The sequence below is a fragment of the Ochrobactrum sp. RH2CCR150 genome, from assembly GCA_014138095.1.
GTDB classification, from domain to species: Bacteria; Pseudomonadota; Alphaproteobacteria; order Rhizobiales; family Rhizobiaceae; genus Brucella; species Brucella gambitense.
In genome coordinates this window covers 1-11,919 of sequence record JACGXE010000016.1, presented here as the reverse complement: position 1 = coordinate 11,919, position 11,919 = coordinate 1, and the positions used below count along the sequence as shown (strand labels likewise).

Here is an 11,919-nt window from a genome sequence, read left to right as displayed (position 1 = left end):
CAGCGGAGCACATGACCATGACGGTCCTGTGCATATCCCGCATGCCCTTTTCAGCTGTTCCCGGTTCAGATAATCTCAGTCCGGGCAATACCGATGCCGAAACCTTCCAGACCAACATAGTGACGCTCGCGCGATGCCAGCAGCACGATGGAGGTGATGCCCAGATCCTTGAGGATCTGTGCGCCAAGGCCGATCTGCCGCCATTCTTCTTCGCGGGCGCGGGCTTCCGCATGGCTTTCATGCTCGGCCTGCAAATTGTCGCGCGCGCGCGTATCGTGGTGATCGGCGCGAACACCGACCGAGCCTTCGCGCAGATAAACCAGAACGCCGCGGCCTTCCTTGCCCATGCGCTCCATGATCGCATCGAGATTGCTGCCGCCCTTGCCGAAAACATCGTTCAGCACGTCTTCGCGATGCAGGCGCACCGGCACTTCCTCGCCGTCACGAATGTCGCCAAACACCACCGCCACATGCTGCATCGGCTCCCACGGCAGTTCGTAAGTATAGGCATGGGCATTGCCTGCGCAGGTCTTGATTGCCGCATCGCCGACACGCTTGACCAGCGTTTCCTTACGCTGGCGATAGGCGATGAGATCGGCCACCGTCACGCGGTGCAACGAGTGCTTCTGGGCGAAGGCAGTCACATCAGGACCGCGCATGACCGAGCCGTCATCATTGACCAGTTCGCAGATGACGCCAATCGGTGGCAGATTGGCGAGCTTGCAGAGATCGACGGCGGCTTCGGTATGGCCAGAACGCATCAGCACGCCGCCTTCGCGCGCGATGAGCGGGAAGATATGGCCGGGACGCACGAAATCCTCTGCGCCTGCATTCGGATTGGCCAGATTGCGCGCCGTGAGCGTACGGTCTTCAGCGGAAATGCCGGTGGTGGTGCCATGGCGATAATCGACTGTGACCGTGAAAGCGGTCGTGTGGGCGGATTCGTTTTCGGCAACCATCGGCGCGAGATTGAGGCGCTTGGCTTCCTCACGCGGCATGGGCGTGCAGACGATGCCCGATGTGTGGCGCACGATGAAGGCCATCTTTTCCGGCGTGCAATGCACGGCAGCAACGATCAGATCGCCTTCGTTTTCGCGGCCGTCATCGTCCATGACGACGACAATCTCGCCGCGCTCGAAAGCGCGCAATGCATCCACAACCTGCTTCTGATTATAGCTCATCGACATACACCCTTTTTAAATCCGTCCGGTCTGGCCGTATTTTTCTCAGACGCGGCCAGTTTGGCCCCATTTTTCTCAAACGCGGCCAGTTTGGCCGCGGTGACGCAAATAATGATCCGCAATGGCGCAAGCGACCATGGCCTCGCCAATCGGCACGGCGCGGATGCCCACGCATGGATCGTGGCGTCCCTTGGTCATCACGTCCACTTCCTTGCCATCCTTGTCGATGGAGCGGCGTGGCGTCAAAATGGAAGAAGTCGGCTTGACCGCAAAACGCGCCACCACTGGCGCGCCGGTGGCGATGCCGCCCAGAATGCCGCCGGCATGGTTGGACAGAAACAGCGGCGTGCCGTCATTGCCCATCCGCATTTCATCGGCATTTTCCTCGCCGGTCAGGCGGGCAGCTTCAAAACCATTGCCGATTTCCACGCCCTTCACGGCGTTGATCGACATCAGCAGGCTGGCGATATCCTGATCGAGCTTGCCATAGATCGGCGCGCCGATACCGGCGGGCACGCCCTCGGCCACGATCTCGATGACCGCGCCAACCGACGATCCGCTCTTGCGAATGCCGTCGAGATAATCCGCGAACAGTTCGACCGAACCTGCATCCGGCGAGAAGAATGGATTGTTGTCCACTTCCGACCAGTTCCAGCGGCGACGGTCGATGCCATGTATGCCCATGGCCACCAGCGCGCCTTTGACTTCGAGCCCCGGCACGATCTTGCGCGCAATGGCGCCAGCCGCCACGCGGGCCGCTGTTTCGCGCGCCGAAGAACGGCCGCCGCCACGATAATCGCGAATGCCGTATTTGACGTCATAGGTGTAATCGGCATGGCCCGGACGATACTGGCGCGCAATCTCACCGTAATCCTTGGAGCGTTGATCCGTGTTTTCGATCATCATCGAAATCGGCGTTCCGGTGGAAGTCATGGTCACGCCGTCTTCGCCAAGAAGAACACCCGACAGCACGCGCACCTGATCCGGCTCGCGGCGCTGGGTGGTATATTTGGACTGTCCCGGCTTGCGCTTGTCGAGATAGGACTGAATTTCGGCTTCGGTAAAGGTGATGCCGGGCGGGCAACCATCCACGACGCAACCCAGCGCCAGACCGTGGCTTTCGCCCCAGGTGGTTACGCGAAACAGATGACCGAAACTATTATGAGACATGCGCGACGCCTGACTAAAATGACCCTGGGATGCCCCGGAGGCAAACCCTGACGGGCAGGATACCAGCTACTTTACCGGGCGTTTTATTGAGCTTTTCGGGATCGGTCAAATCATGGCCACCATCGACCCGAAATTTCCTTCGGTTCATCCCGATCCGGTATTTTTTTTGACACATTCGGTACGCTACATTGAGGGCAACAAAGCGCAAGCCGCTAATGAACAAATGACGACGTCGTGTCGATTCGCTCAGGCGATGCCTTCACAGGGGCACGGCAATGCAAATGGGCGACAAAGCGGGCAAAAGGAGCGGAAAACCATGCAGTATCTGGTCGGATTGATCCTCATTCTCGCCTCGCTGTTTTCAACAGTCGCAATGGCGGACGATGCCGAAGGCAAGATCACGTCCATCAACAAGGACAGCGAAACGCTTTCGCTCGATGATGGCAAGACCTACAAGTTGCCCGGCGAGTTCGATTACAGCGCCATAAACAAGGGCATGAAGGTCCTCATCATTTACGATATGGTGGACAATACCCGTTTCATCACCGACATTCAGGAAGCGCCGTAAGCGTTGGCTATCGGCAATTGGCAGGTTTGACGAGCGGCTGAAAAGCCGCTCTTTTCATGGGTGGAACCAGCCGCTGCGCACCACGCGCGCCCAATCCAGACGTCCCGCCTCCTCGGCAAGCGCCAACATGCGCGACATGTCGTAAGGGATGCTACGTATCGTCACGAGCCAGCCGGACGAGCCTTCCTCTATCACGGCATAGGACGCATTGGGATTGCCGGTTTGCACGGCATGCGGGCGCGGCTGATCATCGTCATAACCGGGGCAACCGACACTGCCGGGATTGACCAGCAGGCTGCCATCGCTCAGGCGCAAAATGCGCGGCATATGCGTGTGCCCGCACAGCAGCAGCGACGCGGAAATATCCTCGGCTTCCGCTTCAATCGCCGCCCGTGATTGCAAAACGACATCGCCGTTTTCAGTCACCGTCTCGATCCAGTAGCGCGTGTCGCTCGTCGGCGTGGCGTGGCAGGCGAAAATGCGACCATCGGCCAGAGTTCGCGTTGCGGGCAAGGCGCGCAGCCATTCGAGATGCGTTTCGTTGATCTGCTCCCGCGCCGCGCGGTCCGAACGTCCCATCTCGTCAATGGACTGTTCGACCAGCCAGCGATCATGGTTGCCGCGAATGGAAATCATGTCGCGAGCGATCAGCATGTCGGCTGTTTCGCGTGCGGCGAGCGGTCCGCTCAGATGGTCGCCGAGATTGATGATGGTTTCGATGCTCTGCGCGTCGATATCTGCAAGCACCGCCGCCAGCGCATCGCTGTTGCCATGAATATCCGCAATGACGGCAAAATGCTTAAACGGCATAATGCGACCCCTTCGCTAAATGAGCGCAATTCTACTGCCGATCATAGCCGCCATCAGCGGCTTGTCACACCCATTCGAGCTTGCCGTTTTCGAACTTCAGAATCTTGTCCTGCGGGATGGAGAGATTGGCCGCTTCATGGCCGTCCATATTGCCGTAGAGATAAAATAACGTGCGAATGCAGCCGCCATGAGTCACGCAAACAGTCGGCCATTCCACGGCTTCTACCCAGCGACCAATGCGCTGCGACAGGCCCATATAGCTTTCGGCAGTGGTGCCCGGCGGGACGAAATTCCATTTGTCATGGGCGCGCGCTTCGATGAGATCGTTCCGGTCCTTGGCAATGTCTTCCATCATGAAGCCCTGCCAGTCGCCGAAATTCACTTCCATCAACTGCGGATCGGTGCGGAAATCATATGGATCAAGCCCCATGCGCAACCGGATACGTTCCATCGTCTCGCGCGTGCGGCGCAGCGGACTTGCCACGAAATCGAAGCCTGCACCGTCGCCGATGAGCGCTTTCAGCATATCGCCGTTGCGGTCTGCCTGCGTGCGTCCATGGGCATTGATGTCGATATCGAGCTGCCCCTGAATGCGCTGCGAAACGTTCCAGTCCGTTTCGCCGTGACGCGAAAAGTAGATGATCTCCCGGGCCAAAGCCTTACCTCTAAAGCGTTGCCAGTCGAAAACGATTGTCGAAACCGTGCCGACTGTTCTTCTCTAAAATAGGGATAACTTTCCCGGTACGGGAAAGACAAAGAAAAATCCCGAAAAGCGTGTCAACTTTTCGGGATTTCAGAAGGGTCGTATCAGTCCTTGACGACTGAAATGTCCGGCGCGTCGACGGCTTTCATGCCGATGACGTGGTAACCGCTATCGGCATGGTGCACTTCACCAGTGACCGAACGCGACAGGTCGGAGAGGAAGTAAAGGCCGACATCGCCCACTTCTTCAATTGTCACGGTACGGCGCAGCGGCGCGTTATATTCGTTCCACTTGAGGATATAGCGGAAGTCGCCAATGCCGGATGCGGCCAGCGTCTTGATCGGGCCAGCCGAAATCGCGTTGACGCGAATGTTCTGCGGGCCGAGATCGACGGCGAGATACTTCACACTTGCTTCGAGTGCAGCCTTGGCAACGCCCATGACGTTGTAATTCGGCATGACCTTTTCCGCGCCGTAATAGGTCAGCGTCAGGATCGAGCCGCCATCGGCCATCAGCTTTTCCGCGCGGCGGGCAACCGCCGTCAGCGAATAAACCGAAATCAGCATCGTGTTGGTGAAATTGGCTTCCGACGTATCCAGATAACGGCCGGTCAGTTCGTCCTTGTCGGAGAAACCGATGGCGTGCACCAGAAAGTCGATCTTGCCCCACTTCTTCTCAAGCGCATCAAAAACAGCGTCGATGCTTGCGGCATCCGCCACGTCGCAATGACCGGCAACGAAAGCGCCAAGCTCTTCAGCCAGCGGCTCGACGCGCTTCTTCAATGCATCGCCCTGATAGGTGAATGCGAGTTCTGCGCCGGCATCGCGGGCGGCCTTGGCAATGCCCCAGGCGATGGAGCGGTTGTTGGCCACGCCCAGAATCAATCCACGCTTGCCCTGCAACAAACCTGACTGTGCGGTCATTAAGGGTCCTCATTGAAAAATAATAAACTTGTTGCCCTATCGCACAGGCTTGCATCACCTTCAAGCAATTGCAGCGAAAAAGCCGGGCATTGTCACCTTACTGCCGCAAAGCTACAACACCCGGCCCATATTTTGGCTCGCATGACCACAGAAAAACAGTTCTGATCGCTTTAAAAGCAATTCAATCGATCAGAATCGCATCAACCCTGGTTGTTCAGCTCTATTCGTTCCCGCAGCTTCCCGGAACGGGAAGGCGTGAATCAGCCTTCCCGGCGTTTCTTCAGGAACTCTTCCAGCTCCGCGTCGCCGCCATCCGGCAGCATGATGCGGATATGCACATAAAGGTCGCCGCGCCCGCCAGCTTTCAGCGGCAGGCCCTTTTCCTTCAGGCGCAACACCCGATCCGAACTCGACCAGGCTGGAATCTTCACTGCAATACGCCCGTCGAGCGTCTCGACCTCTTCCTTGCCGCCCAGTGCCGCATCGCTGAGATTGACCGGCAGGTCCACATGCACATCGCGCCCTTCAAGGCGGAAACGCGGATGTGGCTTGAAGCGGATCGTCACCAGCGCATCGCCGGGCGTTCCGCCCATCAGCGGTTCGCCCTGCCCTTTCAGGCGGATGGTCTGGCCATCCTCGACATATTTCGGCAGCTTGATATTGAGATGCTTGCCGTTCGGGAAAATCGCCTCGACCTTCTCCGCGCCTGCCGCCTGCGACAGGGTCACGTCGATAGAGGCCGCCAGGTCTTCCCCCTTGGCGTTGCCACCGGCACGACCGCGCTGCCGCCCGCCGCCAAAACCGCCGCCGAACAGATCGTTCAGAATATCTTCCGCGCCGCCAAAGCCTGCGCCCTGATGGCCGCCGGGACCGGAACGGAATTCGAAATGGCTGTTGCCGCCACCCTGGCGGAAACCGGCAAACGGGTCGCCATGCGCGCCGCCGAAACCGCCACCACCCTGGAAACCCTGAAACAAGGGTTTGCCTTCCGCGTCGATTTCGCCGCGGTCGAACTGGCCACGTTTGTCCTTGTCGCCAACGATTTCATAGGCCTGATTAATTTCCGCAAAACGCTCCTGCGCCTTCGGATCATCCTGGTTCTGATCCGGATGGTGCTTTTTGGCCAGCTTGCGAAAGGCCGATTTTATTTCTTCGGGCTTCGCCGTTTTGGCGACGCCCAACACGCTATAGGGATCGCGCATATAGTTCCTCATTCAGGAAAATGACTGTGAAGTCAGTGGTAAGACTCATTGAGCCTAATATGCGCATGAGGGAAGAAAAGTTCCAGTCTGTACAGACTTTAGGCTGCGCTTATTGTCAGATCGGTGCAAAGGCGGTGACTGTCCATTGGCCGCCGCGCTGCATGCAGGTTTCGCCGCGATAGATGGAAACACCGTCGAAAGCCTCACGCGAGGTTTCGAATTCGCGGCAGAGCTGGTCGTTCTTGTTGCTTTCGGCAATCGTCGTGATCGTGCCCTGGCTACCGGTATTCGGATTGGCCCATGGAACCGGCTTCTTGCCCCATTGCGTGAAATTCAGCGCCGAAACCACGTTCTGGACCGCAGACTGATCGGAGAGCTTGCCGGAATCCGTCTCGGTCGGCTGCTTGACCGAACCGGTAATGGTCGTCGAATCAGGCACGGCCTTGTCGATGCTGACGCCGCCCATCGCACAACCGGCGAGAGAAAACATGGTCATGCCGAGCACGACATTGCGCAAGGCCGCAGCATAATCAACGGCAAAGCCAATATGTTTCTGATGGCAGGCAGTTCCAGCGGCCAAACGCTACTTCCTCAATTTTACACGCTATGGATGCAGCGATTATGGCGGCAGTGGGTTAACAAGCGATGAGGCGGCAAGGTAAACAAATCCATACCAATGCACAACAGCAACTCTGTGGGTTTTCCGGACTGACTGGCAGAAAAATATCCCGTCATTTTGACGGTGCGGCATAAGTAATCATCCTGGCATCCAGCCTGTCTGGAGGTGGACAAGATGCGTTTTATGGAGGAAGCTCGCGCCAGCTTTAAGGTCGGGATTCCCTTTCCGGCCATGCCTATCACCACAATCATTCGAGAATAGTGGAAATGACCAGCTCAAGCGACGACTTCACCCTGTCCTCCCAGCCGTTCAAGCTCTTTGCGGAGTGGCTGGCCGATGCAGGCAAGACCGAACCGAACGATGCCAATGCCGTGGCGCTTGCGACCGTCGATCCCGACGGGCTGCCCAATGTGCGCATGGCGCTGCTGAAGGATTTCGACGAGCAGGGTTTTGTCTTCTACACCAATTATGAAAGCAAGAAGGGGCAGGAAATCCTGTCGGCTGAAAAGGCTGCCATGTGCTTCCACTGGAAGACGCTGCGCCGTCAGGTGCGCGTGCGCGGCCCGGTCGAAAAGGTGAGCGACGCCGAAGCCGACGCCTATTACGCGTCGCGCCCGCGCGGCAGCCGCATCGGCGCATGGGCCTCGAAACAGTCGCGCCCATTGGAAAGCCGCTTTGCGCTGGAAAAATCCGTCGCAGAATATACGGCGAAATATGCCATCGGCGATATTCCGCGCCCGCCCTACTGGTCAGGCTTCCGCATTCGTCCGGTCTCGATCGAATTCTGGCACGACCGCGCGTTCCGTCTGCACGACCGCGTCTTGTTCACCCGGCCCGAGCCGGAAGGCGACTGGAACAAGGACCGGCTTTACCCGTAAGGGGAAAGAAAGCCGGTACGCGCCTCCGCCCTCATCCTGAGGTGCGGAGCGCAGCGAAGCCTCGAAGGATTGGCCCTTCGACAAGCTCAGGATGAGGGTCACGCGTTTACGCCTGCCCCTCAATTACACAATCGGCTTGATCGCCACCCAGAGGCTGCCGAAGACGAGGCCGAGGAAGATCAGCCAGCCGACAATATTGTTCGACTTGAACAGTTTAAGGCACTGGTCGGGATTGTCGATATCGAGCACGATGATCTGGCGATAGAGATGCACGCCAGCGGCCAGCAATCCGGCCAGCGCGGGCATCGGCACCTGCGCCACGGCAAAGGCGGCAGCAAAGAAGCCGATGGCGCCGCCATAGAGGATCATCAGCGCAGTCTTGGTGTGTTTGCCGAACAGGCGCGCCGTGGAGCGCACACCAACCAGCGCATCGTCTTCCTTGTCCTGATGCGCGTAGATCGTGTCGTAGCCGATGGTCCACAGGATCGCGCCGATATAGAGCAGCACCGGCGGCAAGGAAAGCGATCCTTCCACCGCCGCCCAGCCCATCAGCGCGCCCCATGAAAAGGCGAGACCCAGCACGAATTGTGGCCAGTCGGTAATGCGCTTCATAAATGGATAGGCCGCGACGATCAGCAGCGAGAAAATGCCAAGCGCAATCGAAAACCAGTTGAATTGCAGCACCACCATCAGCCCGACCAGCGCTTGCAGGACGAGAAAAGCCTTGGCCTGACCGCGGGTCACCTGCCCGGCAGGCAGCGGACGCGACCGGGTGCGATCCACCTGATCGTCAATGTCCTGATCGACAAGGTCATTATAGGTGCAGCCCGCACCGCGCATGGCGATAGCGCCGACCAGAAACAGGAACAGGTGCCAGATCGACGGCACAACCGACCACGCACCGTCGCCCGGATGTGCGCCGGCGCCCGCCACCAGTGCCGCCGACCACCAGCACGGCCACAACAGAAGCTGCCAGCCAATCGGACGATCCCAACGCGCAAGCTGCGCATAGGGCCACAATCCCTGCGGCAACAACTTATAGACCCAATGACCCGACGGAGCGTCCTTTACACGCCCTTGCGCATTGCGTGACTGAATCGATCCGTGTAGTTCGGGCTGTGACATGGCGAAATCCTTGATATATGCAGCCATCACTATAACCCCGACGAAGACGGAGCAAGCAATGAGAGTTCTTTTAATCGGTTCTGGCGGTCGTGAACATGCTCTGGCCTGGAAACTGTCCGCTTCTCCGTCACTGACAAAACTCTATTGCGCGCCGGGCAATCCGGGCATCGCGGAAGCCGCCGAACTGGTCGAAATCGACGTCAGCGACCACAAGGCCGTGATTGCCTTCGCCAAGGATAAAGCCATCGATCTGGTCATCGTCGGACCGGAAGCGCCACTGGTCGCGGGCCTTGCCGACGATCTGCGCGCCGAGAACATTCGCGTCTTCGGCCCTTCCAAGGCCGCAGCCCAGCTGGAAGGTTCCAAAGGTTTCACCAAGGATCTCTGCGCCCGCTTCGATATTCCGACCGGGGCCTATGGCCGCTTCAACAATGCGCCAAAGGCCAAGGCCTATATCCGCCAGCAGGGCGCGCCCATCGTGGTCAAGGCTGATGGCCTTGCGGCAGGCAAGGGCGTGGTTGTCGCCATGACGCTCGATGAAGCGCTGGATGCCGTCGATGCCTGCTTCGAAGGCGCATTCGGCTCTGCCGGTGCCGAAGTGGTGGTGGAAGAATTTCTGGACGGCGAAGAAGCAAGCTTCTTCTGCATCTGCGACGGCAAGACCGCCGTGCAGCTTGGCTCGGCGCAGGATCACAAGCGCGTCGGCGATGGCGACACCGGCCCCAATACGGGCGGCATGGGCGCCTATGCCCCGGCCCCGGTGATGACGCCCGAAATCGTAGAACGCACCATGCGCGAACTGATCGAACCGACCATGCGCGGCATGGCGGAAATCGGCGCGCCCTTCTCCGGCATTTTGTTCCTCGGCCTGATGATCGGCAAGGACGGCCCGAAACTGATCGAATACAACACCCGTTTCGGTGACCCAGAATGCCAGGTGCTGATGATGCGCCTCAACAGTGACCTGCTGGCGCTGATCAATGCCGCCGTCGACGGCGAGCTGGATCAGGTTTCGCTGGACTGGAAAGATGATCCGGCGCTGACCATCGTTATGGCTGCGGAAGGCTATCCGACCAATGTGAAGAAGGGCAGCGTCATTCGCGGTCTCGACGCGCTCGAAGGCATCGACGGCGTCAAGGTTTTCCATGCGGGCACGGCAGAGAAAGACGGGCAGCTGGTCGCCAATGGCGGTCGCGTGCTGAATGTGACTGCCGTGGGCAAAACTGTCGCCGAAGCGCAGGCGAAAGCCTATGATGCCATCAGGAAGATCGACTGGCCGGAAGGTTTCTATCGCACAGACATCGGCTGGCGCGCGGTGGAACGCGAGAAACAAGCCTGAGCAAAGGCTGCGACCGATATGTCGAACGCACTTGTCCCGGAATTTGCGGTCACCGATTGGCAAGCCAGCTTGAGGTTCTACTGCGACATACTGGGCTTTATCTGCCGCTATCAGAGGTCTGAGGAAGGTTTTGCCTATCTCGAGCGGGACGGTGCGGAGCTGATGATTGATCAGATCAATCAGGGACGTACATTCGGTGGGCAGTATCTGCCAACTGAATATCCGTTCGGACGCGGGCTGAATATCCAGATCCGCGTCTCGGCAATCGACCCTATCATTGCTTCCCTGAAGTCTGCCAATATTCCGCTTTTCCTGCCTCTCGAAGAAAAGTGGTATCGTAACGGCTATATGGAGGCCGGGAACCGACAATTCGTCGTGGCCGATCCCGATGGCTATCTGCTGCGCTTCTACGAGGATATGGGCAGCCGCCCTGTTCAACGGAGCTGATCTTTATCAGCCCAGTTGCGGATTCTTATGCTGTATGGACGCGGTTGCGTCCGACTTTCTTCGCCTGATAGAGCGCGCCGTCAGCCCGGCGCATGGTCTCGTAGAGGCTCTCCTGCTCGATCTGTTCCGCCACGCCGAAACTGGCAGTCGGTCCCCAGTCCTCCGCCTTGCCCTCAAAGCGCAGACCACTCAGCGTTTCGCGCAGATTTTGCGCCAGCGCCTGTGCCGACGCCAGTTCCGCATCGGGGATGAAGACGACAAACTCCTCGCCGCCCATGCGTGCCGCGACCGCCGTCTTGGGCAGATGGTTTTTCAGAAGCTTGCCAAAGGCCGCAATCACACGGTCACCGCCGTCATGACCATAGGTGTCATTGACGCGCTTGAAGAAATCCAGATCGCTCATGATCACCGAATAACGAATGCGCTCGCCCTTGCGCGCCAGAACGCGCGAGACATGGCGATCAAAGCCGCGCCGGTTATAAATCTCTGACAGCGGATCAACTTCGGACTGCTCGCTCGCCTCGCCCACCATGTGTGAAACCGTGCTCAGGAGCAGCAGCAGACCCCGCGCCACCTGCACGAAAACACCCACTGACAACGACACGATCACATGCAAACTGTCCGACTGTTCCTGCGTCCGCGTGTCGGTGCCGGGCCAGCCGACGAGAAAGACGCGGGCGAAATAATGAATGCAGCTCAAAACTGCCAGCGCCATCAACAGTTTGTCCACCACGCGCGGCATGCCGGAATGGTAGATGACGCGGATCATCATCAACTGCGCGAGGCAAAGCGGCAGCTGATAGAGCGCGCGATAGGGCAGCGACGTCTTCGGCAGGTCAAAGATCAGCAGATTGCAGACAACGTCCTATATTCGGAATGAACTCCCGTTTTAGCAACAGGTCACTATCGCGTCGGTCGTTTTACCGATGCGTTTGGATTATGATATAGGCCGCG

13 protein-coding genes are annotated in these 11,919 nt (G+C 58.5%); 4 read left to right on the top strand and 9 right to left on the bottom strand.

The genetic code is table 11. The features are described 5' to 3' along the window. Positions 1-65 precede the first annotated feature (65 nt). On the bottom strand, positions 66-1,181 hold the full coding sequence (gene ribB / locus FHW03_RS21960) for a 3,4-dihydroxy-2-butanone-4-phosphate synthase (protein ID WP_182522584.1): 1,116 nt from the start codon (positions 1,179-1,181) through the stop codon (positions 66-68). 75 nt (positions 1,182-1,256) lie between these two features. Beyond that, entirely contained in the window at positions 1,257-2,351 is a 1,095-nt protein-coding gene (gene aroC, locus FHW03_RS21955; RefSeq protein ID WP_113534698.1) for a chorismate synthase, read from the bottom strand. Positions 2,352-2,667: 316 nt separating this feature from the next. Between aroC and FHW03_RS21950 the strand changes: the two genes are divergently transcribed. Then, positions 2,668-2,919 carry a DUF1344 domain-containing protein gene (locus FHW03_RS21950; RefSeq protein ID WP_078338126.1) on the top strand — a complete coding sequence of 84 codons (252 nt, stop codon included), beginning with the start codon at positions 2,668-2,670 and terminating at the stop codon, positions 2,917-2,919. 54 nt (positions 2,920-2,973) lie between these two features. Here FHW03_RS21950 and FHW03_RS21945 read toward each other — a convergent pair whose 3' ends face one another. The 5 genes from FHW03_RS21945 to FHW03_RS21925 all read right to left on the bottom strand — a co-directional run bounded on the left by FHW03_RS21945 (position 2,974) and on the right by FHW03_RS21925 (position 7,104). Next, positions 2,974-3,729 carry a metallophosphoesterase family protein gene (locus FHW03_RS21945; RefSeq protein WP_182522583.1) on the bottom strand — a complete coding sequence of 252 codons (756 nt, stop codon included), beginning with the start codon at positions 3,727-3,729 and terminating at the stop codon, positions 2,974-2,976. Positions 3,730-3,793: 64 nt separating this feature from the next. After that, positions 3,794-4,384 (bottom strand): histidine phosphatase family protein, encoded by a 591-nt coding sequence (locus tag FHW03_RS21940; RefSeq protein WP_182522582.1) that lies wholly within the window; start codon positions 4,382-4,384, stop codon positions 3,794-3,796. 152 nt (positions 4,385-4,536) lie between these two features. Continuing rightward, positions 4,537-5,355, bottom strand: coding sequence for an enoyl-ACP reductase FabI (fabI, locus tag FHW03_RS21935; protein WP_109368447.1), 819 nt, complete (start codon positions 5,353-5,355; stop codon positions 4,537-4,539). Between the two features lie 260 nt (positions 5,356-5,615). Then, positions 5,616-6,557 (bottom strand): DnaJ C-terminal domain-containing protein, encoded by a 942-nt coding sequence (locus tag FHW03_RS21930; protein ID WP_182522581.1) that lies wholly within the window; start codon positions 6,555-6,557, stop codon positions 5,616-5,618. A gap of 115 nt (positions 6,558-6,672) precedes the next feature. After that, positions 6,673-7,104, bottom strand: coding sequence for an RT0821/Lpp0805 family surface protein (locus FHW03_RS21925; protein ID WP_377515478.1), 432 nt, complete (start codon positions 7,102-7,104; stop codon positions 6,673-6,675). Between the two features lie 338 nt (positions 7,105-7,442). Between FHW03_RS21925 and pdxH the strand changes: the two genes are divergently transcribed. Next, positions 7,443-8,054: a pyridoxamine 5'-phosphate oxidase gene (gene pdxH / locus FHW03_RS21920; protein WP_182522580.1), complete on the top strand. Its 612-nt coding sequence runs from the start codon at positions 7,443-7,445 to the stop codon at positions 8,052-8,054. A 123-nt stretch (positions 8,055-8,177) separates the two neighbouring features. On the opposite strand, the gene ubiA is transcribed toward pdxH, so the two are convergent. Further along, positions 8,178-9,179, bottom strand: a complete 1,002-nt coding sequence (ubiA, locus tag FHW03_RS21915) for a 4-hydroxybenzoate octaprenyltransferase (protein ID WP_182522649.1) — start codon at positions 9,177-9,179, stop codon at positions 8,178-8,180. A 58-nt stretch (positions 9,180-9,237) separates the two neighbouring features. Here ubiA and purD point away from each other — a divergent pair, with 58 nt between their 5' ends. Together purD and FHW03_RS21905 are read left to right on the top strand one after the other, a co-directional pair. Continuing rightward, complete coding sequence (gene purD / locus FHW03_RS21910; protein WP_182522579.1) at positions 9,238-10,518, top strand: phosphoribosylamine--glycine ligase; 1,281 nt, start codon at positions 9,238-9,240, stop codon at positions 10,516-10,518. Positions 10,519-10,536: 18 nt separating this feature from the next. Beyond that, the gene (locus FHW03_RS21905) at positions 10,537-10,965 is read left to right on the top strand and encodes a VOC family protein (RefSeq protein ID WP_182522578.1); all 429 of its coding nucleotides are present in this window, start codon (positions 10,537-10,539) and stop codon (positions 10,963-10,965) included. A gap of 25 nt (positions 10,966-10,990) precedes the next feature. Here FHW03_RS21905 and FHW03_RS21900 read toward each other — a convergent pair whose 3' ends face one another. Further along, positions 10,991-11,737: a GGDEF domain-containing protein gene (locus tag FHW03_RS21900; protein ID WP_377515440.1), complete on the bottom strand. Its 747-nt coding sequence runs from the start codon at positions 11,735-11,737 to the stop codon at positions 10,991-10,993. Between the last annotated feature and the right edge of the window lie 182 nt (positions 11,738-11,919).

Coding starts and splice junctions, on each gene's coding strand:
- ribB (WP_182522584.1), bottom strand. CDS start 1,181: ATGAGCTATAATCAGAAGCAGGTTGTGGATGCATTGCGCGCTTTCGAG.
- aroC (WP_113534698.1), bottom strand. CDS start 2,351: ATGTCTCATAATAGTTTCGGTCATCTGTTTCGCGTAACCACCTGGGGC.
- FHW03_RS21950 (WP_078338126.1), top strand. CDS start 2,668: ATGCAGTATCTGGTCGGATTGATCCTCATTCTCGCCTCGCTGTTTTCA.
- FHW03_RS21945 (WP_182522583.1), bottom strand. CDS start 3,729: ATGCCGTTTAAGCATTTTGCCGTCATTGCGGATATTCATGGCAACAGC.
- fabI (WP_109368447.1), bottom strand. CDS start 5,355: ATGACCGCACAGTCAGGTTTGTTGCAGGGCAAGCGTGGATTGATTCTG.
- FHW03_RS21930 (WP_182522581.1), bottom strand. CDS start 6,557: ATGCGCGATCCCTATAGCGTGTTGGGCGTCGCCAAAACGGCGAAGCCC.
- pdxH (WP_182522580.1), top strand. CDS start 7,443: ATGACCAGCTCAAGCGACGACTTCACCCTGTCCTCCCAGCCGTTCAAG.
- ubiA (WP_182522649.1), bottom strand. CDS start 9,179: ATGTCACAGCCCGAACTACACGGATCGATTCAGTCACGCAATGCGCAA.
- purD (WP_182522579.1), top strand. CDS start 9,238: ATGAGAGTTCTTTTAATCGGTTCTGGCGGTCGTGAACATGCTCTGGCC.
- FHW03_RS21905 (WP_182522578.1), top strand. CDS start 10,537: ATGTCGAACGCACTTGTCCCGGAATTTGCGGTCACCGATTGGCAAGCC.
- FHW03_RS21900 (WP_377515440.1), bottom strand. CDS start 11,737: ATGATGATCCGCGTCATCTACCATTCCGGCATGCCGCGCGTGGTGGAC.